Source organism: Nocardia sp. NPDC059691, from assembly GCF_042733915.1.
GTDB classification, from domain to species: domain Bacteria; phylum Actinomycetota; class Actinomycetes; order Mycobacteriales; family Mycobacteriaceae; genus Nocardia; species Nocardia sichangensis.
Window position 1 is genome coordinate 254470 of record NZ_JBHWFB010000012.1, and the last position, 18646, is coordinate 273115.

At 67.9% G+C, this 18646-nt stretch carries 19 protein-coding genes; 8 read left to right on the plus strand and 11 right to left on the minus strand.

From position 1 onward, the window contains the following. Positions 1-1125 carry a S1C family serine protease gene (locus tag ACFV2O_RS26260; protein WP_379254041.1) on the minus strand — a complete coding sequence of 375 codons (1125 nt, stop codon included), beginning with the start codon at positions 1123-1125 and terminating at the stop codon, positions 1-3. Between the two features lie 158 nt (positions 1126-1283). Between ACFV2O_RS26260 and ACFV2O_RS26265 the strand changes: the two genes are divergently transcribed. Further along, positions 1284-2336: an NAD(P)-dependent alcohol dehydrogenase gene (locus ACFV2O_RS26265; protein ID WP_379254042.1), complete on the plus strand. Its 1053-nt coding sequence runs from the start codon at positions 1284-1286 to the stop codon at positions 2334-2336. A 72-nt stretch (positions 2337-2408) separates the two neighbouring features. Next, positions 2409-3605, plus strand: a complete 1197-nt coding sequence (locus ACFV2O_RS26270) for an AI-2E family transporter (RefSeq protein WP_379254043.1) — start codon at positions 2409-2411, stop codon at positions 3603-3605. Between the two features lie 121 nt (positions 3606-3726). On the opposite strand, the gene ACFV2O_RS26275 is transcribed toward ACFV2O_RS26270, so the two are convergent. Then, a complete protein-coding gene (locus tag ACFV2O_RS26275) occupies positions 3727-5019 on the minus strand; it encodes a hypothetical protein (RefSeq protein WP_379254044.1) in 1293 nt (430 codons plus the stop codon). 120 nt (positions 5020-5139) lie between these two features. Here ACFV2O_RS26275 and ACFV2O_RS26280 point away from each other — a divergent pair, with 120 nt between their 5' ends. Next, positions 5140-5706, plus strand: a complete 567-nt coding sequence (locus ACFV2O_RS26280) for a TetR/AcrR family transcriptional regulator (RefSeq protein WP_364424384.1) — start codon at positions 5140-5142, stop codon at positions 5704-5706. 112 nt (positions 5707-5818) lie between these two features. After that, complete coding sequence (locus ACFV2O_RS26285; protein ID WP_379254045.1) at positions 5819-7144, plus strand: tetratricopeptide repeat protein; 1326 nt, start codon at positions 5819-5821, stop codon at positions 7142-7144. Here the strand turns inward: ACFV2O_RS26285 and ACFV2O_RS26290 are convergent. The 8 genes from ACFV2O_RS26290 to ACFV2O_RS26325 form a co-directional block, all read right to left on the minus strand. Continuing rightward, positions 7134-7700: a TetR/AcrR family transcriptional regulator gene (locus ACFV2O_RS26290; RefSeq protein WP_355071845.1), complete on the minus strand. Its 567-nt coding sequence runs from the start codon at positions 7698-7700 to the stop codon at positions 7134-7136. The two genes, ACFV2O_RS26285 and ACFV2O_RS26290, sit on opposite strands and share 11 nt — an antisense overlap. Continuing rightward, on the minus strand, positions 7700-8122 hold the full coding sequence (locus tag ACFV2O_RS26295; protein ID WP_379254046.1) for a VOC family protein: 423 nt from the start codon (positions 8120-8122) through the stop codon (positions 7700-7702). Before ACFV2O_RS26295 ends, ACFV2O_RS26290 begins: the two co-directional genes overlap by 1 nt. Positions 8123-8228: 106 nt before the next feature. Next, positions 8229-10535 (minus strand): 5-methyltetrahydropteroyltriglutamate--homocysteine S-methyltransferase, encoded by a 2307-nt coding sequence (metE, locus tag ACFV2O_RS26300; protein ID WP_379254047.1) that lies wholly within the window; start codon positions 10533-10535, stop codon positions 8229-8231. Between the two features lie 287 nt (positions 10536-10822). After that, positions 10823-11695, minus strand: a complete 873-nt coding sequence (locus ACFV2O_RS26305; RefSeq protein ID WP_355071840.1) for a 3-hydroxybutyryl-CoA dehydrogenase — start codon at positions 11693-11695, stop codon at positions 10823-10825. Positions 11696-11993: 298 nt separating this feature from the next. Continuing rightward, a complete protein-coding gene (gene aceA, locus ACFV2O_RS26310) occupies positions 11994-13283 on the minus strand; it encodes an isocitrate lyase (RefSeq protein WP_355071838.1) in 1290 nt (429 codons plus the stop codon). A gap of 516 nt (positions 13284-13799) precedes the next feature. Continuing rightward, on the minus strand, positions 13800-13931 hold the full coding sequence (locus ACFV2O_RS26315) for a hypothetical protein (RefSeq protein ID WP_355071836.1): 132 nt from the start codon (positions 13929-13931) through the stop codon (positions 13800-13802). A 206-nt stretch (positions 13932-14137) separates the two neighbouring features. After that, positions 14138-14509 (minus strand): hypothetical protein, encoded by a 372-nt coding sequence (locus tag ACFV2O_RS26320; protein WP_379254048.1) that lies wholly within the window; start codon positions 14507-14509, stop codon positions 14138-14140. Continuing rightward, entirely contained in the window at positions 14509-14841 is a 333-nt protein-coding gene (locus ACFV2O_RS26325; protein WP_379254049.1) for a hypothetical protein, read from the minus strand. Before ACFV2O_RS26325 ends, ACFV2O_RS26320 begins: the two co-directional genes overlap by 1 nt. Before the next feature lie 264 nt (positions 14842-15105). Here ACFV2O_RS26325 and ACFV2O_RS26330 point away from each other — a divergent pair, with 264 nt between their 5' ends. From ACFV2O_RS26330 to ACFV2O_RS26340, 3 genes are all read left to right on the plus strand, one after another. Continuing rightward, on the plus strand, positions 15106-15987 hold the full coding sequence (locus ACFV2O_RS26330; protein WP_379254050.1) for a helix-turn-helix domain-containing protein: 882 nt from the start codon (positions 15106-15108) through the stop codon (positions 15985-15987). After that, a complete protein-coding gene (locus ACFV2O_RS26335; RefSeq protein ID WP_379254051.1) occupies positions 15984-16193 on the plus strand; it encodes a DUF397 domain-containing protein in 210 nt (69 codons plus the stop codon). Before ACFV2O_RS26330 ends, ACFV2O_RS26335 begins: the two co-directional genes overlap by 4 nt. A gap of 317 nt (positions 16194-16510) precedes the next feature. Then, on the plus strand, positions 16511-16978 hold the full coding sequence (locus tag ACFV2O_RS26340; RefSeq protein WP_379254052.1) for a hypothetical protein: 468 nt from the start codon (positions 16511-16513) through the stop codon (positions 16976-16978). An 84-nt stretch (positions 16979-17062) separates the two neighbouring features. Here ACFV2O_RS26340 and ACFV2O_RS26345 read toward each other — a convergent pair whose 3' ends face one another. Next, a complete protein-coding gene (locus tag ACFV2O_RS26345) occupies positions 17063-17911 on the minus strand; it encodes an alpha/beta hydrolase (RefSeq protein ID WP_379254053.1) in 849 nt (282 codons plus the stop codon). A gap of 71 nt (positions 17912-17982) precedes the next feature. Between ACFV2O_RS26345 and ACFV2O_RS26350 the strand changes: the two genes are divergently transcribed. Beyond that, complete coding sequence (locus tag ACFV2O_RS26350; protein ID WP_379254054.1) at positions 17983-18423, plus strand: MarR family winged helix-turn-helix transcriptional regulator; 441 nt, start codon at positions 17983-17985, stop codon at positions 18421-18423. The last annotated feature ends 223 nt before the right edge of the window (positions 18424-18646 follow it).

Sequence of the window (18646 nt, forward strand, 5' to 3'; positions counted from 1 at the left end):
TCAGTTCGGCGGGCCCGCGACCAGCGCCACCGGCACCGTGCGCGCGCCGCTCGCGCCGGTGACGCCCAATCGGACGGTCTCGTTGGGCTTGCGCCTGTTCAGCGCGATGCGCAGCGACTGCGCGTTGCTGACGGTGTGGTCGTCCAGCGAGGTGATCACGTCCCCGGCGGCCAGACCGGCGGCAGAGGCGGGCATGCCGTAGATCGCCATGTCCACGCGCGCTCCGGTACCGGCCGGAAGCGCGTTGGAGACGAGCACGCCGAGCGTGGCCGTCGGGCCGATGTGCACGGTGTCGGTCGGGGTGCCGGAGCGAATCTGCTGGACCACTCGCATCGCGGCATCGATCGGCACCGCGTAGCCGTTGGCCGGATGGTCGGCCGTGCGCGCCCCGTCGCCCGACGCCGCCGCGATGACGCCGACGACGGACGCCTTGTGATCGACCAGGGCTCCGCCGGACTGTCCCGGCGTGACCGCCGCCGCCACCTCGAGCATCCCGTTGAGCGCCTTGCGCGACAGATCGGCGGCGTTGATCGCCACGATCGCGCTGTCAAGGTCGGTGAGCGGGCCGTGCACCGCGGTGGGCGTGCCGCCGGTCCCGCCGGCGTTGCCGATCGCCAGGAGCTCCTCACGCAGCCGCAACCCGGCCGAACTGCCGATGGTCGCGGTCGGCAGCGCGTTGGCCGCGGCCAAGTCCAGCAGGGCGATGTCGGCGTCGGCGTCGTAGCCGAGCACCGCCGCGTCGTAGACCTTGCCGTTGCCCACGTCGGTGACGGTCACGGTGTCCGCGCCCTTGACCACGTGGTGGCTGGTGAGCACCTCGCCGTCGGCGGTGAGGACGATGCCGGAGCCCGCGGCACCTGGCCCGGATCGCTCGGCCGAGGCGTTGATGTTGACCAGCGCCGGGCGCACCGCCGCGGTGACGAGTCCCGCGTCGAGCGGCTCGGGCGGGACGAACGCGACCGAGGCCGCCGTCCCGGCGGGGCCGGGCCGGTCGCGGTCCGGGAGATCGCCGCGATACCCGAGGAACGCGGCGACCACGAGCATGAGGGTGACGACCAGCACGAACACCCGGCCACCACCGGGCGCGCGACGCGCCCCGATCCATTGCTGCCGTTTTTCGTCCATGGCTCTCCCGCCTCGGCCGAACCTCCCGAATCCATTGTCGCCGGTGCGCGCCGCCGAAGATCATCGAACCGTGCAGCCCGCCGGAAAAATAGCTCGTGAGCGCGCCTTTTCCGTGTCAAAGTTGGCAACCGCACCCATGCGACGGTAGGCATGTCCTCATGAGTACTGCCGCCGCCTATGCCCTGTCCACCGCCGATGGCTCGTTCGAGAAGGTCACGATCCACCGCAGGGACCTGGGTCCGCGCGACGTGCTGATCGACATCAAGTTCGCGGGAATCTGCCACTCCGACATCCACACCGCCCGCAACGAGTGGGGCAGAACCCGCTACCCCTGCGTGCCGGGCCACGAGATCGCGGGCGTGGTCGCCGCGGTCGGATCCGCGGTCACCAAGCACCGGGTCGGCGACCGCGTCGGCGTCGGCTGCATGGTCGATTCCTGTGGGGTCTGCGCGCCCTGTCTCGCCGACGAGGAGCAGTACTGCACCGCGGGCGCGACCATGACCTACAACACCCCGGTCGATCCGGCGGTGGAGCCCGGCGGACACACGCTCGGCGGGTACGCCACGCAGATCGTGGTGACCGAGAACTTCGTGGTCGCCATCCCCGAAGGGATCGGGCTGGACGTCGCGGCGCCACTGCTGTGCGCGGGCGTCACGCTGTACTCGCCGCTGCGGCACTGGGGCGCTGGGCCGGGCAAGAAGGTCGCGATCATCGGCATGGGCGGACTCGGCCACGTCGGGGTCAAACTCGCGGCCGCGATGGGCGCCGAGGTCACGGTGCTGAGCCACTCGCTGAGCAAACAGGACGACGGCAAGCTCTTCGGCGCCACCAACTACTACGCGACCAGCGACAAACAGACCTTCCGCGAGCTGCGCGGCCGGTTCGACCTGATCCTCAACACGGTGTCGGCGAACCTGCCCATGGACGACTATCTGCGCCTGCTGAACCTGGACGGCACCCTGGTGGTCCTCGGCCTGCCCGAGAAGCCCCTGAGCGTCAAGGCGCTCAACCTCGCCGGGTACCGCCGCTCCCTGGCGGGCTCGATGATCGGCGGCATCGCACAGACCCAGGAGATGCTGAACTTCTGCGCCGAGCACGGCATCGGCGCCGAGATCGAGCTGATCGCCGCCGACGAGATCGACGGCGCCTACGACCGGGTGGTGGCCAGCGACGTGCGCTACCGGTTCGTCATCGACGTCTCCACCATGTGAGCCCGCTCGCTCCACCGGTGCGGCCGCGCGGTGTCGTGCGCGAACCGGTCGTGGCGTGGGTACGTTGGCCTTGTGCCTGCGGAGGACGAAGACGAGACGCCACGACCGGACATCGCCGCACGCGGCATGCCACCGTGGCTGCCGCGCGCGTTCCTGCTCGCCGCGGCGACGGTCACCGGGTTGCTGGCGGCCTTCTGGGTGCTCGAGCGACTGCGGAGTCTGCTGACGATTCTGCTCGTCTCGCTGTTTCTCGCCTTCGCGATCGAACCGGCGGTGAACTGGCTGGCGCGGCGCGGCATGCGGCGTGGTCCGGCGACCGGATTGGTGTTCCTCGTCCTGACCGCCCTCGTCGTCGGCTTCTTCTGGACGCTCGGAGCGCTGCTGGTCGAGCAGGTCACCACGTTGGTGCAGCACGCCCCCGAATACGCCGACCGCGGCGTGGACTGGATCAACCACACCTTCCACAAGGACCTGTCCAGTACGGACATCCAGAAGTACGCCACCGACTGGAGCTCGACCCTGGAGGGCTACCTCACCGGATTGGCGGGCAACGTCTGGGGCATCGGCACGGCCGCGATCGGCGCGCTCTTCCAGATCCTCGGCATCCTGCTGTTCACCTACTACTTCGCCGCCGACGGCCCCCGGATCCGCACCGCCGTCTGCTCGCTCCTGCCGCCGCGCCGCCAGCGGCATGTGTTGCGCGCCTGGGACATCGCGGTGGACAAGACCGGCGGCTACATCTACTCGCGCGCACTGCTCGCGCTCGCTTCGACACTCGCGCACTACGTCATGCTGCGGCTGCTGGACGTGCCGTCGGCGTTCGCCCTCGCGCTGTGGGTCGGTGTGGTCTCGCAGTTCATTCCCACCGTCGGCACGTACCTCGCCGGTGCGCTTCCGGTGATCGTCGGTCTGGTGCACGGGCCGAGCACGGCGCTGTGGATCCTCGGCTTCATCGTGCTCTACCAGCAGTTCGAGAACTACGTACTGCAACCGCGCATCACCGCGACCACCCTGGACATGCACCCCGCCGTGGCCTTCGGCGCGGTGCTGGCGGGCGCGGCGCTGCTCGGCGCCACGGGCGCGTTGCTCGCCATTCCGGTCACCGCGACGGTGCAGGCGTTCTCCGGCGCCTACATCCGCCGCTATGACGTCCCGGCCGACGTAGAGGCCGACATCGATCGCCGGACCGGCTCACCCAAGCGCCGCCGGAAGTTCGCCAGGAAGTTGACCACTCGCCTGGCAGGCCGTCACGAGCCGCCCGCGGAGTGAGACCGCGACCGGAGCCGATCGCGGGCGTCGCCGGCCTGTCGAGTTCGAACCCGCCCCATCCCGCTTGCGTCGTGGCATCTCCACTGGCAGGCCGTCGGACGGAACCGGCGACGGCGCGTGGCTAGGCGGCGCGAACGGCGGCCAACGTCCGGGTCAGCGCCTGGCTCACCGCGCCCAGCTGCGACCGGCTGTGCCGTGCGGTGTCGTACTCCACCTGGATGGTCATCCGGTCGCCGACCGTGAAAACCGTCAGCTTCGGCGGCATGCCCACCGTCATGGCGAAGACGTCGTTGCGGACGATACGCAGTCCCGGTGGGGTCGAGAACGCGTGCAGGCGACCGATATTGGAGATGGCGAAGGTGTTCGGCGAGGAGAACAGCGCGGCGGTCACCGGGTCGGTGACCCGCTGGGCGGCGAGCATCACCAGCAGTGCTTCTCTGCGCTCGGCCGAGGCGCGCATGCCCGATGCCACCGTGTGCGCCAGCGCGATCGGATCGGCTTCCGGTTCTACGAGCGCGTAGGTGCCCACTCCCGACACGCAGTTGAGCACGGTGCTGACGGGCAGCGGCGGGACGAGGTCAGCGCGGATGTCGACCGCATGGCCGCAGATCATCGGCAGTGCTCCCGCAGGCGGCTCCAGCTCCGCGCGGAAGGCGGCGAGCGCAGCTCCGGTGACCAAGCTGTTCACCGAGACACCGTGGGCGCGGGCGGCGGCGATCACCGCGGCGGTCTCGGTGTCGTCGAGTTCGATCCGGTCCAGGGTCAACCGGTTCGGCCGGTGCGCGCCGTCGCCGAGCTCGGGCAAGTGCCGCGGCGCGAGATCCGGGCTCATCATGGCCGCGCCCGCGCTCATCAGGTCGAGCAGGCCCCCGACCTCCTCGTCGGAGACGATCCGCGCCAGCCTGGTGTCCATTGCCTCAGGCAGGCGTTGGTCCGGATTCGCCTGTGGCGCAGGCGCGCCCGTCACCTGCGCGGTGTAGCGCTCCCACAGCTCGGCGAGCAGCGCGAAAGCGGATCTGCCGTCGGCGATTCCGTGGTGGACGACCAGCACGATCCGATCGTGGTCGCCGTCGCGCAGGAGATGCGCGTGGAACAACCCGCCGGTCCAGTCCTGGGGGGTGTTCACCAATTCCAGGTACTCCGGCTCGCCGCCCTCGGTGATCGTCAAGCGCGGCCGATAGGACTCGTCGCGCCGGAAGCATTTCGCGCCTTCGGCGTCGGTCACCTGGCTGCGCAGTAGTGGGTGCGCGGCCGCCAGTTCGGCGAGGACGCGGCGCAGCGCGGACACGTCGAGGACGCCTTGCACGGTCGAACCGATGAACAGCGGCATGCCACCCACCGGGATGCTGCCGATTCTGGTGTCGGAGCCGAAGTAGCTGCTTTCGAAGGGGGACAGGGGGCGGTGATCGGTCATCATCTCGTTCCTTCTCGTGCGGACGAACCCCACCATACGTACGTTTCAAACGCTTGTCACATACATTTGTTTGAAACGTACGTTATAAACACGCGTATGGCCCCTTGCTAAGGTGCTGGAGTGGGAACCCGCGAAGACCTGCTCGCCGCGGCCAAGCAGTGCTTGGCCGAGCGCGGCTACGCACGCACGACCGTGCGCGAGATAGTCGCCGCCTCCGGCAGCAACCTGGCCGCGATCAACTACCACTTCGGCACCCGGGACAAGCTGCTCAACCAGGCGATGATCGAATCGAGCGCGGAGGCGGTGCAGCGAATCGCCGAGGCATTGCCGCAGGACGACCTCGTTACGCCCGCGGCGCGCCTGGAAGTCTTCTGGCGCAAGCTCATCGCGTCGTTCACCGAGGACCGGCCGCTCTGGTCGGCGAATATCGAAGGCCTCGCGCAGGCGCTGCACTCCCCCGAGGTACGCGCGGAGCTGGCGACCGCGGAGGAACACGCGCGCCAGCAGCTCTGGCAGTTGTTCGGCCCGAGCCGCGGCGCGGAAGCCGACCGCGCCGTGGGCGCGGTGCTGCACGCGTTGATCGGCGGTCTCATGGCCCAGTGGCTGGTCGATCCCGACCACGCGCCGTCGCCCGACGAGCTGATCGCCGGATTGCGCACGTTGGCCACCGAGATCGGCCCCGACTGAACCGTCTCGCACCGGGCCTATCCCACGCCACGGGTAGCCATGAATCGCGCGCCGATGTAGAACTCTCGGAAAAGGATCCGCACCACTCGGTGCCGAGGCTGGAATGGGAACAATGCTGAAGCGGCCGCCGGACCTGGCCTTCGACCTCGGCAAGATGCACCGCAGGCGCAACGACGTGGCGGCCGCGCGCGAGGCGTTCCAGATCGCCATCGCCTCCGGCCATCCGAACTGGGCGCCGCTGGCCGCCGCGGAGCTGGGCGGACTGCTGAGCGCGGCGGGTGACAAACCGGCCGCGGAAGGCGCCTACCACGTCGCGGTCGATTCCGGCCATGAGGACGCCGGGCCGCGCGCGGCCTACAACCTGGGCCTGCTGCTGGCCGAGCGCGGCGACACGGCGGCAGCCGAGGCGATGTACGAGCGCGCCGCCGAATCCGGCCATCCCGACGCGGCGCCGCGGGCGTGGATCAATCTCGGCTACTCGCGCGCCAAGCGCGGGGACTCGGATTCGGCGCGCACGGCCTACCAGCACGCGATCGACGCGGGCCCCGGCGACATCGCCCGGCTCGCCCTGTCCAACCTGGCCTACCTTCTGCGCTCCGAGGACGACCTGGACGGCGTGAAGGCCGCCTACCGCACCGTCATCGACGGCTGGCCGGAGGACCAGTCGCTCATCGTCGCGGGCGATCTCGTCCAGCATCTGAGCGAGGCGGGCGATCTGCCGGGGGCCAGGGAGGTGAGCCGGTCCTTGGCCGGTTCGGACGATCCCGCGGTGGCCGCGCGAGCCAGTTTCGATATCGGGGTGTTCAGCGAACAACTCGGCGAGCCGGACGTGGCGCTGGCGGCCTTCCAGCGCGCACTCGATTCGACGGACGCGGAAGCTCGCGTCCGGGCGGCGGCCGCGCTCGCGCCGATCTACCACGAACGCGCGGCGACCGTGCTGCGCGAGACGGACTGGGCCGGGCTGGCGCACGCCCACGGATCCGCGAGCGATGCCCCCGCCATGCTCGCCGACCTGATCAGCGCGGCTGTAGAGGACCAGGCGCGCGGCATCGTCTTCCTGTACTCCGCGGTGCTGCACCAGGGTTCGATCTACTCGGTGACCGCGCCCGCCGCCGAAGTCGTGCTCGGCGCCCTGTTGCACGAGCGCACCGACGTGACCTATGTCCGCGCCTGGCTGCGCGATCCGCAACCGCTGCGCTTGGAGCTGCTCAACTGGTTGCACGAGGTGATCGCCACCGCGGCATGGCAATCCGCCGCCGATGACGATGCCGAGCTCGCACCGGCCGACCGTACCGCCGCAGCGGCCTGCTTGGCGCTGCTGCCGCGCGTGCGGGCCGCCACGGCGGCCGCGCTGGCGATGGCCGAGGTCGAAGCGGTGGCCAATGCCGCGACCGAGGTGCTCGCGACGCTCAGCGCGCTGCCTGCCGTCAACGAGTGATCGCGCGCAGCACCGCCGTGACCGACTGTTCGGCGAGTTCATCGGTCAGCGGTAGGTGTCCGAACAACGCCCGGTAATAGATCGGCGCGGCGACCGCGTCCAGCACGAAATCCGGATCGATGCCCGGGTCCACTTCGCCGCGGGCGATGGCCGAGCGCAGCGCCGTCGCCGTGGTCCGCCGCCGCGGTTCGAAGACCGTGGCCAGGAAGTGGGCGCGCAACCGCTCGTCACCCGCCAGGTCCGCGACCAGCGCGGGCAACACCCGGTGCAGCGACGTATCACGCAGTGCCGCGACCAGATCCCGCATGGCGCGGTTCAGGTCGGCGCGCAGGTCGCCGGTGTCCGGGGTCGGTCGCAAGCCGAGCATTTCGGCGACGACGTCGACCACCAGGTGCCGCTTCGACGGCCATCTGCGGTAGATCGCGGGACGGTGCAGACCCGCACGGGCCGCGACCTGCCCGATGGACAGGTCCGCGTATCCCACCTCGTCGAGCAGTTCCCGCGCGGCGGCGAGCACCGCGGCGTCGATGCGGTCGTCGCGGGTTCGTCCCGCCATCAGAAGACCGGTCGCGGCATCAGCACGACGCGCCAACCGTCCGGATCGGGAAAGGTCAAGCCGCCGTTGGCCGCCCAGAACGGATTCTCGGCGGGCACCGGCTCGACGCCGAACTCACCGAGCCGCTGCGCCACGTCGTACATGTGCGACTCGCTTGTGAAGTACAGCACCAACAGGTTCTCCCGGCTCGGCGCATCGCCGGGGCTGCCGTCCACATGCGTGGTGAATTCCAGGTGGTATCCGGCCCCGGGCAATCCGAGCATCACGCCGTCGTAGCCCGCGTGGTCGCGGAATCGGTAGAGCTCGCGCAGGCCGAGCCCGTCGACGTAGAACCGCACCACTTCCTCGAGCCGGTCGGTGGGGCGGGCGATCCTGACCTGCGCGACGCGCAGTGAGTCCGGCCAGCCGTTGTCGGTGTCCATAGTTCAACAATACAGTACGAACTGTACTGAAATAACTCTCGGAAAACACCGAGGGCCGGCCCCGTTCGATCGAACGAAGACGGCCCTCGGCGCGTTCTGCCTCAGCTCACTCGGCGGACTCCACCCGTCTGCGGATGCGGCGCGCCGCCGCGACCAAGTTGCGCAGCGACGGCTCGAGCTGCCAGTAGTGCCTGGTCTTCAGGCCGCCGTCCGGATTCGCCCACAACCGCTGCGGCGTCACCGCTTCGGCTGCCGCCGTGAGCAATTCGTCCAGCTCGTCGATGTCCGGGATACGCGCGGACCGGCTCTCGTACACGCCGGGGCCGACGCCGTGGCTGAGCCCGTGCCCGGACGCGCAGTCCTCCTTCAACGCACGCAGCACCCATTCGATCGAGCGCGTCGCGACGATGGCGGTGACGTCGGCGTCGAGTTCTTCGATCGCCTCGACCACCTCGGCGCGGCCGGAATACCCGATGTGCGTGTGGATCTGCGTTTCCGCCTGCACCCCCGAGGTGGCCAGACGAAACGCGCCGATCGCCCAGCGCAGGTACTCGGCGCGCCCCTCCGGGCGCAACGGCAGCATCTCCCGGATCGCGGGCTCGTCGACCTGGATGATCGCGATGCCCGCCTTCTCCAGGTCCACCACTTCGTCGCGGATGGCCAGCGCCACCTGGTCGGCGGTCTCGTGCAGCGGCTGGTCCTGCCGGACGAACGAGCGGGCGATCATGGTGACCGGCCCGGTCACCATGCCCTTGACCGGCCGGTCGGTGAGCGACTGCGCGTAGGTGATCCACTCCACCGACATCGGCGCCGGGCGCGACACGTCGCCGTAGATGATCGGCGGCCGCACACAGCGTGATCCGTACACCTGCACCCAGCCGAAGCGGGTGGTCGCGAAACCGTCGAGCAGCTCGGCGAAATACTGGATCATGTCGTTGCGCTCGTGCTCGCCGTGCACCAGCACATCCAGGCCGATGTCCTCCTGCAACCGGATCGTCGCCTCGATCTCGGCTTCGATCCGCTTGCGGTACTCCTCGTAGGACAACCGGCCCTCGCCGAGCTCGTAACGCGCCTGGCGAATCCGGGCGGTCTGCGGAAAGGAGCCGAGCGTGGTCGCGGGCACCGGAGGCAGGTTCAGCTTGCGCTGCTGGGCTTCCCGGCGCACCTCGTAGGGCTCCCGCGAGCGCATGTCCGAGGTGATCGCGTAGACCCGCTGCCGCACCGCGTGCTTCTGCTTGAAGTGCACCTCGGTCGGCCGCTTGCGCCATTTGTCCGACGGGCCTTCGGTGAGCGCCTTGGCGAGCGAGACCACCTCGCCCACCTTCTGTTTCGCGAACGCGAGCCGATCGGCGACGTGCCCCTCGATGTCGTATTCGACCAGCAGGTCGTAGGGCACGTGCAGCAGCGTGGTCCCGGTCGAGACGACCAGGTCCGGGCACACCTGCGCCAGTTCGTTCAGGTATTCCAGCGTGACGTAGCGGTCGGCGCGCCACACGTTGCGGCCGCTGATCACGCCCGCGTACAAGCGCTTGCGGCGGATGCCGGGCACCTCGGCCAGATCCTCCGGGCGCATCCGGTGACTGGCGAGGTCGAGGCCGATCGCCTCGATGTTCGTGCTCGCGAGAATGGCCAGCGCCTCACCGAAATCGCCGTACTGTCCGGTGACCAGGATGCGCGGACGCAGCGGGGCCCTGCCCAACCGGTGATAGGCCGATTCGAACGCGGCCAGTTCCGCGGGCGTGCGCTCGCTGGTGAACGCGGGCTCGTCCAGCTGCACACAGGTGGCGCCGCGCTTGGCGAGGATCTCGAACAGTTCCTCGTAGACCGGCAGCAGCTTGTCCAGCAGGCTCAGCGTGTCGAATCCGCCCGACTCGCCGGGGATGTGCCCGGCCTTGGACAGCAGCAGCAGCGACACCGGGCCGAGGACCACCGGCCGCAGTTCGATGTCGACCGCCTTCGCGCGGTCGAATTCGTCGAGCAGCGCCTCGGGGTGCAGCGAGAACTCGGTGTCGGCGTCCATTTCCGGCTGGCGGTAGTGGTAGTTCGTACCCAGGAACCGGACCAGCTCGAGCGGCGGCAGGTCCGGACGGCCGCGCGCCATAAGAAAGTAGAAGTCCAGCGGATGCAGGCCCTCGCGATACGGCTCGAACCGCTTGGGCACCGCGCCGAACAACAGCGCGTTGTCGAGCACGTGGTCGTAGAACGAGAAGGTATTGCCCGGCACCTGGGTCAGTCCGGTGGCGGCCAGCTCGTTGAACTGGGTCTCCTGGATCTCACGGCCGACCGCGAGCAACTTCTCGCGGTCGAGCGAACCGTGCCAGTAGGCCTCCAGGGCCCGCTTGAGTTCGCGGTGCGGCCCGATCCTGGGATAGCCGAGGATGCTCGACCCGTAGCCGTCGGTCACGTTCACCATGAGCGGGATACCTTCTTTCGATCACCTGCGCGGCCCTTGCCGGGATCGACGGATCGACCCCGGCGCTGCGCTCCGGATACCCAGCCGAGCCGTCACCATGGCCCGGCTGTTGTGCAGCTTATGCCGATTGCCGTCAACGGCCCGGCGACACCGATTTCTGGTCGACTCCGCGTCGAGGTTCGCCGGTGCCGTTTCCTACCGGTCGCGGCCCGTCTCACGTCCGAGTGTCCGTTGCGCCTTCGCCACGGGCGCGGGCAACGGACGCTCGGACGCGAGACTTCAGAGATCTAGCGATTGTTGTATTGGTAGAAACCCGCGCCGGTCTTCTTGCCGAGCAGTCCCGCCTCGACCATGCGCATCAGCAGCGGCGGTGCCGAGTACAGCGGCTCCTTGAACTCGCCGTACATCGAGTCGGCGATGGACTTCACGGTGTCCAGGCCGACCAGGTCGGTCAGCGCCAGCGGGCCCATCGGGTGGGCGCAGCCGAGCACCATCGCCTTGTCGACGTCCTCCTTGGTGGCGAAGCCGGACTCGACCATCCGGATCGCCGACAGCAGGTACGGCACCAGCAGCGCGTTGACCACGAAACCGGAGCGGTCGGCCGAACGCACGACCTGCTTGCCGAGCACGTCGCCCGCGAACGCCTCGGCCCGCGCGGAGACCGACTCACTGGTCTTGAGCGTGGTGACCAGCTCGACCAGCGGCAGCACCGGGACGGGGTTGAAGAAGTGCATGCCGACCACGCGCTCGGGGTTCGCCGTGGCGACCGCGATCTTCATGATCGGGATGGAGGAGGTGTTGGAGGCCAGTACCGCCGAAGGGTCGGTGACGACCTTGTCGAGCTCGGCGAAGATGCTCGTCTTCACCTTCTCGTCCTCGAGCACCGCCTCGACCGCCAGCTGACGGTCGGCGAAGTCGCCGAGGTCGGAGGTGAACCGCAGCCGCCAGGCGGCCTGCTCGCGTTCGCGCTCGGTGATCTTGCCGCTGCTCACGCCGCGATCGAGGGACCGCAGGATGCGCGCGCGGCCCGCCGCGGCCAGTTCCCGGGTCTGCTCGTACACCAGTACGTCGACGTGCGCCCTGGCACACACCTCCGCGATTCCGGCGCCCATCTGGCCGGCGCCGATGACACCGACGCGTTGGATCTTTTCGCTGCTCACGTCCCGCTCCTGCTGGGTTGTCTGGCTCTGGGGTGGCTGGTCTGCGAAGGTGTCGCTCCGGTGTGAGCGCGCCCTTCGATGGTCCAAGGTATAGGGATGCCCTCCCCGCCGGGGCTGTTCAGCGGGGAGGGCAGTACACCCCTACCGGAGTAGAGGATTGTCGGTTTTCACGTCGGGAACCTCACTTCCCTTGGCGAGCACCAGTTGTGTTTTTCGAACGGCTCGCGCGTGGCTCCCAGAGCGGCATGCGACGCGCGGGCCATTCGGCCGGCCGCGACCGAAGCCGCGGCGACACAGCTCAGTGGAACTGGCCCTCTTCGGTGGAGCCCTTGAGCGCCGCCGTGGAGGTGTTCGGGTCCACGGTGGTGGCGATGGTGTCGAAGTAACCCGCGCCGACCTCACGCTGGTGCTTGATGGCCGTGAAGCCACGCTCGGCGGCGGCCTTGAACTCGCGCTCCTGCAGGTCGACGAAGGCGGTCATGCCCTCGCGGGCGTAGCCGTAGGCCAGGTCGAACATGCCGTAGTTGAGCGAGTGGAAGCCGGCCAGGGTGATGAACTGGAACTTGAAGCCCATCGCGCCGAGCTCACGCTGGAACTTCGCGATGGTCGCGTCGTCCAGGTGCGCCTTCCAGTTGAAGGACGGCGAGCAGTTGTAGGCCAGCAGCTGGTCCGGGAACTCGCCACGGACGGCCTCGGCGAACTTGCGCGCGACCTCGAGGTCCGGCACGCCGGTCTCCATCCAGATGAGGTCGGCGTAGGGGGCGTAGGCCTTGGCACGCGCGATGCAGGGCTCGATGCCGTTCTTCACACCGAAGAAGCCCTCGGGGGTGCGGGTGCCGTCCAGGAACTCACGGTCGCGCTCGTCCACGTCCGAGGTGATCAGGGTGGCGGCCTCGGCGTCGGTGCGGGCGATGATCACCGACGGCACGTCGGCGACGTCGGCGGCCAGGCGCGCGGAGGTCAGGGTGCGGATGTGCTGCTGGGTGGGGATCAGCACCTTGCCGCCCAGGTGGCCGCACTTCTTCTCGGAGGCCAGCTGGTCCTCCCAGTGCACACCGGCGGCGCCGGCGGCGATCATGGCCTTCTGCAGCTCGTAGGCGTTCAGCGCGCCACCGAAGCCGGCCTCGGCGTCGGCGACGATCGGGGCCAGCCAGTTCTGGACCGAGGTGTCGCCCTCGACCTTGGCGATCTCGTCGGCGCGCAGCAGCGCGTTGTTGATGCGGCGGACCACGGACGGAACCGAGTTGGCCGGGTACAGCGACTGGTCGGGGTAGGTGTGGCCGGACAGGTTCGCGTCACCGGCGACCTGCCAACCCGACAGGTAGATGGCCTTCAGGCCGGCGCGGACCTGCTGGACCGCCTGGTTGCCGGTGAGAGCGCCGAGGGAGTTGATGTAGTCCTCGTTGTTGACGAGATCCCACAGGATCTCCGAGCCGCGGCGGGCGAGGGTGGCCTCCTCGACGACCGTGCCCTGGAGCTTCGACACCTGCTCCGCGGTGTAGTTACGGGTGACGCCCTTCCAGCGCGGGTTGGTGTCCCAATCCTTCTGGATTTCCGCGGTGGTCCTCGGGGTGCCGGTGGTCGACATCTGTGACTCCACTTCCTCGTTCGGTGCTGCCGCCCGGTCGAGCTACGAAACAGCTCGCACTGCTGGAGCGGCGATTTGCAGGCTTGCTAGGCCCTTGGGGTGTACTTCCACACGATGGCACATGAAGAAATAGGCGTCTACCTGTTGTTAGTGTGAATCTGAGCTATGTTTTCCGCCCTCTTTGCTAAGTCTGCAAAATTTGCCCTCGAATTGCAGTGGTGCAATCTACCGGCCGGTAGCTCTGACGTGGGATTTTAGCGTAACGCTCGTACTGTTAGCGATCGGCGAGCGGCCCCCTATACCCCGGCTCTGCAATTCCCAACTGTGAGGACCTTCACAGGACCACTGTGGCCTACGCCACGCGTCGATCACCGGCTCCGATCGCCCGGCTTCCTCGGTTCCGAACCCGGAGCGTGCCTCTCCGCCCGCCATGCGCGCTCCACAGCTGCCCGCCATGCGCGCTTCGGCACCCGACCATGCCCGCTTCGGCACCCCACCATGCGCCCCCAAAAGCCGTCAGTCGGATTCCTCGGACCATCCCCATAGCCGGTGTCGTCGCGCGGAGTCCGGCGTCATCCGCCCGGCCGCGACCAATGCCGCGAAGGCGGCGCGCTTGCGGGGACAGTCGTGTTCACGATGCAACTGCATCGCGCGATGAGCGTCCGCGAGCGTGAATGTTCGCCCCGGCCGGTTACACGTCCACGCCTCGGGCCAGGTCACCGACCGCAACGAACAACGGGCTCGGGTGGCCCCGCGCGCGGGGCCGGGACGGCGCGGCCGGGCGATCGGCCAGACACACGCGATCCCGACCGCGGCGAACGCGCCACCCCCGACCACGGCGAGAACGCTCTGCACTATGTGCCACACGCCCACGGCCGCTCGCCTTCCACGGCGCAGCCGTTGTCTGCGTCCGGTGTGGACAGCGCCGGCCGCGCGAGCCCGTCGAGCACCTGTTGAAAGGTCACCACGTCCGGCGTCCCCTCGAGCGCCCGTCCACGCTCGCTGTGGTCGATGGGGAAGGCGATACCGCGACGATGAGCCCGCTCTCGCGGGCTGAACTGCTGCGGCACCATCCGGCCGCTCTGCACCAACGTGCAGTAGGCGACCCACTTCCAGGCGCACTGCTCGATCCGGCAGGCACGATGCCGCCGCATCTGCTGGTGCGCCACCTCGAGATCAGCGGATGCGCAGGCGCGCGGCGGAACGACGATCACGTGTCGATTCATCACGCCGCCCCCGCTCCGACTCTCGGCCCAGCCTGCGCCGACCGCGCCCAAGTGCACTGCGGGCAAACAGTTTCCAGATCGAACCCCGCGTCACAGACCAACGCGGGCCGGTTGTCCACATGCTCGAGATCGAAAACAACGATCACTTCGATCTCTAGCCCGCCCGCGATCGCGAGCACGTACCCGATCGGATCATCGACATCGACCGGTGGACGAACCGTATAGACGTATCGGTAGCCGAGCGCGAGAGCATGCCGCTGCAGTGCATCGGCATGCCGTGCTGCGTCCGGGCCGGACACGTCGTTGCGAACGAGCCCGATTGCTTTCGGCACTTCCCCGCTCACGGTCGAGCGGAGAGCCGACCCGACATTCACAAGCTGCGTATTCATCGGATACCCCCAATATCTTCGAAGCGATTCGTCTGATTTGCGGCCCCGGCGTGGCTACCTCGCTCATCCCAGCCGCCTGCCGCACACCGAGTACAGCACCATCAGGCTCGAAAATGGAGTAATAACAATATGATTGGCTTCGGATGGATTCACTCCAGATCAACTGGAATGATCACGTAGCACTGCTAACGAAAGGTGGGGGTTCGCATGGCAGCCCAGACGACGACTCTGCCACGCAGACTGCTGGCTCGACGCTTGCTCGAGTTGCGCGAGCACGCCGGACTCACCCGGGACAAGGCGGCCAAGCTGTCGGAGATGAGTTCACAAACGTTGTGGCGCTTGGAGAACGGCCAAGTCGCCATGGTCAAGAAGATGGTGATTCGAGCGCTGTGCGATGTGTACGACGCGAGTGACGACGACCGGCAGGCGCTGCTCTGGCTGGCGGAAGAGGCACGTAAGACCGGCTGGTGGCAGTCCTACAGCGACGCGATGTTTGCCAACACAGACCTGTTCGTCGTGCTCGAACAGGCGGCCTGCCATGTCACGTCGTTTCAATTGACGTTGCTGCCAGGTTTGGTGCAGACAGCCGACTACCGACGTGCCGTCGCCAAAGCCTTCATCCCAGCGTTGACCGATGACGCGATCGAGCGGCACATAGAGTTGCTCACCAAACGACAAGCGCGCCTTCAGGAACCACCCGACCGATTCAGCCTGGACGTGAGACTGAGCGAGGCAACGTTGCGCCACCATATCGGCGGCACTGCGGTCATGGCAGGCCAGTCCAGTCATTTGGCGGACCTGAGCCGCTTGCCGAACGTATCCATCCGAATCGTTCCACTGAACGCCGGTTCCTACCTCGGATTGGAAGCAGGTTCCTTTGTATTGCTGGAGTTTCCCGAACACCCGAACCCGTCGTTGACGGAGCCGCCCGTGGTCTACGTCGAGGGCTACACTGGGGCCCTGTACCTGGACAAACCCGACGAGATCGATCAGTACCAGACCGCGCGGTCAAGTGTCGAGAGTGCGGCACTGAACGAGGACGAGTCCCGGGCGCTGCTGGTGGCAATTGCAGAGGAGTACGGAGCGTGAGTGCCGACCTATCGACGGCGAAGTGGTTCAAAAGCAGTCGCAGCGGCACTGGCAAAGACTGCGTCGAGGTCGCACATCTCACCGGGGGCATGGTCGGTGTCCGTGACTCCAAGAACCCCACCGGCCCAGCGTTGATCTTCACGCCCTCCGACTGGGACGCCTTCACGGCAACCATCACCGATGGCGGGTTCGATTTCCCAGAGTGAGCACGGTTCCTGCTCGCCAACACGCGGCCCGTACCAGGACATGCATTCTCAGGTACGGGCCGCTGTCGTATCGCGAGAACTCCATAGCACTCGCACGATGAGATCCTGCACATAGACGAAGCAGTCCGAGCCGCCCGGCTGCCGGCGGCGATGGCAGAGGAGTACGAAGCTCGAGCGTCGACCTACCCGCGTCGAAGTGGTTCAACAGCAGCCACAGCGGCACTGGCAACCTCTCCGACTATTCCGGCTCACGAGTGGCACATGAGCGAGAGCCTTTCTCGCGTTTTGCCGCAGCCTTGTGCCACTCGTGGCGGAAGATGGCCGATCCGAAGGGGGCGTGTTCTCTCGAGGAGTGTTCGGCCCTATGGGCGAATGGCAGGATGGGCATGGGTATAGACGAAGCAGTGCGAGGCGCACGGTTGCTGGCCGCTGATATCGAAGAATCCCTGGGGTTCTCGACACAGATCAGCACCGAGTACACCGAGGACTGGCGGAGATTCGGCGAGCAGTCCGGCCGCCCGGTGCCGAAAGCTTGGATGAGCATTGGAGTGCCGGATGCCGGCACCTCCGCGGCGCTCGACCCCACCAAGTCGGGCAGCGGCACGGCCGAGGGCTTCGCGATGGAGTTGGTGCGAATCCTTCAGGACGATATCCAGATTCACATACGCGAGCCGTGGCCGAAGGACCCCGCTGCCAGCGGCCAGGCGCTGGAACCGAGTGAGCGCGGTTGGCGAAGCCGAACGGATCCCGGGTATCTCGTGCCGTACGGCAGGCTGGGCCGCTGAGCGGGCATGCGCACGGGCATTTTCCCCAACCTGGGCGCAGGATCAGTCCGTCTGCGGCAATGATGTAGCGAGCCGGACCAGGCTCTATCCCGCCAATACCGTGTGGTCTGACAAGATTTCGCCGACCCGCGCGGCCCATCCGGCCGGATGCGTCAGATTTCCGTTGTGTCCGCCGGGAAATCCCATCACCGGCACGCCGCGCAGCGCCGCCAACTCGTGGGCGGCCTTGTAGTCGAAGACGTGCTGAGGGGTGGTGTGCCCGCAGGCCGGGACGATGCGTACCGGCGACTTCCGCAAGGCCGCGACGTCGAGGTGGTCGGCACGGATCGCGGCGAAGTCATGTCCGAGGAAATGTTCGAAATTCGCGGCGCGCTCGGGGCCGAGCGGCGGTGCGGTGACGCCGGGTTCGCGATCCTGGCTCTCCGGATCGATCCCCAGCGTCCGCACCATCGGGGCGAGCGCCGCCTGCCACCCGCGCTCGGCGAACACCTGCTCACAGTGTTCGAGTTCGCCCATTTGGGCGGCGCGGTCGGCGGCGGCGAGCAGCCACGGCGTGACGGGCTCGTGCGCGATGAGAGTGTGCAACCGGTCCGGGTGCTCGACCGCCAGATGCAGTCCGATGGCCGCGCCCATGCTGCACCCGAGCATTGCCACGGGCTCGTCGGTCAACGTCGAGAGCAGGCGGTCGACATCGTCGGCGTGCGTCGCAACCGAGGCGGGAGCGCTTGGATCGCGAAGGACGCTGCGGGACAGTCCGCGCCGGTCGTAAGTGACGACGGTGAAGCGCCGCTCCAGATGGCGGACCAGATCTTCGCTGCGCCGCGCGTCCCCCTCGCCGCTCTGCGAGATCAGCAGCATCGGGCCGCTGCCGCGAACTTCGTAGTACAGGTCGGCTCCGGGGACTTCGAGAGTGCCGGTGGCAATCGTGTTCATGCAGACAGGCTAATCCATCAATTCAGATACATCAAGTCTGATGCATCTGAATTGATGTAAAGTTCTCCGTCGTGGACGGAGTCGAACTGTTCCTGTTGGGCCGGACGTTGATGAAGATCGGCGAGGAGGCGTTGCCGACAGCGGGACTCGGCGGCGGACACCGCCCGGTGCTCGTCGTGTCGAGCGACATCCTCGAGCACCCGGACAGCACCGTGGGCGAGATCGCCACCCGCACCGGATTACCGCAAAGCGCGGTATCCACCGCCGTAGCCAGACTCAAGGAGGCCGGTGCGGTCACCTCGACGGTCGACCCACGCGACCGCCGCCGCACCCTCGTCCGCGCGGCCGACCAAGCCTCACCACGAGTCGCCGAAGTACGAGCAACACCAGTGGACGACGCGGTGGCAGCGGCACTGGCCGACAACGACCCGGCCGCCCTACGCGAGGTGCTCGACGCGCTCACGACACTGACCCGCCACCTCCGACCACGCGAACCCCGCGCCGATCCCTGACGCCCGCCACCAGCCACCCGACGACCGCGAGCGGCACACCACCGAGAGGTCTCCTCGCGTTTCGCCACAGCCATGTGCCACTCGCGACGCGTCAGGGAAGGTAGACGCAGCCGCCCATTTTCTCCTGCCATCATGAACGCGAGAACTAGTTCCGGCACTCGTCCTCACTGTCGCCACGAAGCGTATGAATGACTGAATGCCGGTGATAGCCCGCCCTTTTCGC

What these genes read in the sequence shown, in the direction of transcription:
- ACFV2O_RS26315 (WP_355071836.1), bottom strand. Translation starts at nt 13,931, where the DNA reads ATGCAGTTGCATCGTGAACACGACTGTCCCCGCAAGCGCGCCGCCTTC.
- ACFV2O_RS26340 (WP_379254052.1), top strand. Translation starts at nt 16,511, where the DNA reads ATGGCCGATCCGAAGGGGGCGTGTTCTCTCGAGGAGTGTTCGGCCCTA.
- ACFV2O_RS26295 (WP_379254046.1), bottom strand. Translation starts at nt 8,122, where the DNA reads ATGGACACCGACAACGGCTGGCCGGACTCACTGCGCGTCGCGCAGGTC.
- metE (WP_379254047.1), bottom strand. Translation starts at nt 10,535, where the DNA reads ATGGTGAACGTGACCGACGGCTACGGGTCGAGCATCCTCGGCTATCCC.
- ACFV2O_RS26265 (WP_379254042.1), top strand. Translation starts at nt 1,284, where the DNA reads ATGAGTACTGCCGCCGCCTATGCCCTGTCCACCGCCGATGGCTCGTTC.
- ACFV2O_RS26345 (WP_379254053.1), bottom strand. Translation starts at nt 17,911, where the DNA reads ATGAACACGATTGCCACCGGCACTCTCGAAGTCCCCGGAGCCGACCTG.
- aceA (WP_355071838.1), bottom strand. Translation starts at nt 13,283, where the DNA reads ATGTCGACCACCGGCACCCCGAGGACCACCGCGGAAATCCAGAAGGAT.
- ACFV2O_RS26260 (WP_379254041.1), bottom strand. Translation starts at nt 1,125, where the DNA reads ATGGACGAAAAACGGCAGCAATGGATCGGGGCGCGTCGCGCGCCCGGT.
- ACFV2O_RS26330 (WP_379254050.1), top strand. Translation starts at nt 15,106, where the DNA reads ATGGCAGCCCAGACGACGACTCTGCCACGCAGACTGCTGGCTCGACGC.
- ACFV2O_RS26275 (WP_379254044.1), bottom strand. Translation starts at nt 5,019, where the DNA reads ATGACCGATCACCGCCCCCTGTCCCCCTTCGAAAGCAGCTACTTCGGC.
- ACFV2O_RS26285 (WP_379254045.1), top strand. Translation starts at nt 5,819, where the DNA reads ATGCTGAAGCGGCCGCCGGACCTGGCCTTCGACCTCGGCAAGATGCAC.
- ACFV2O_RS26320 (WP_379254048.1), bottom strand. Translation starts at nt 14,509, where the DNA reads ATGAATCGACACGTGATCGTCGTTCCGCCGCGCGCCTGCGCATCCGCT.
- ACFV2O_RS26290 (WP_355071845.1), bottom strand. Translation starts at nt 7,700, where the DNA reads ATGGCGGGACGAACCCGCGACGACCGCATCGACGCCGCGGTGCTCGCC.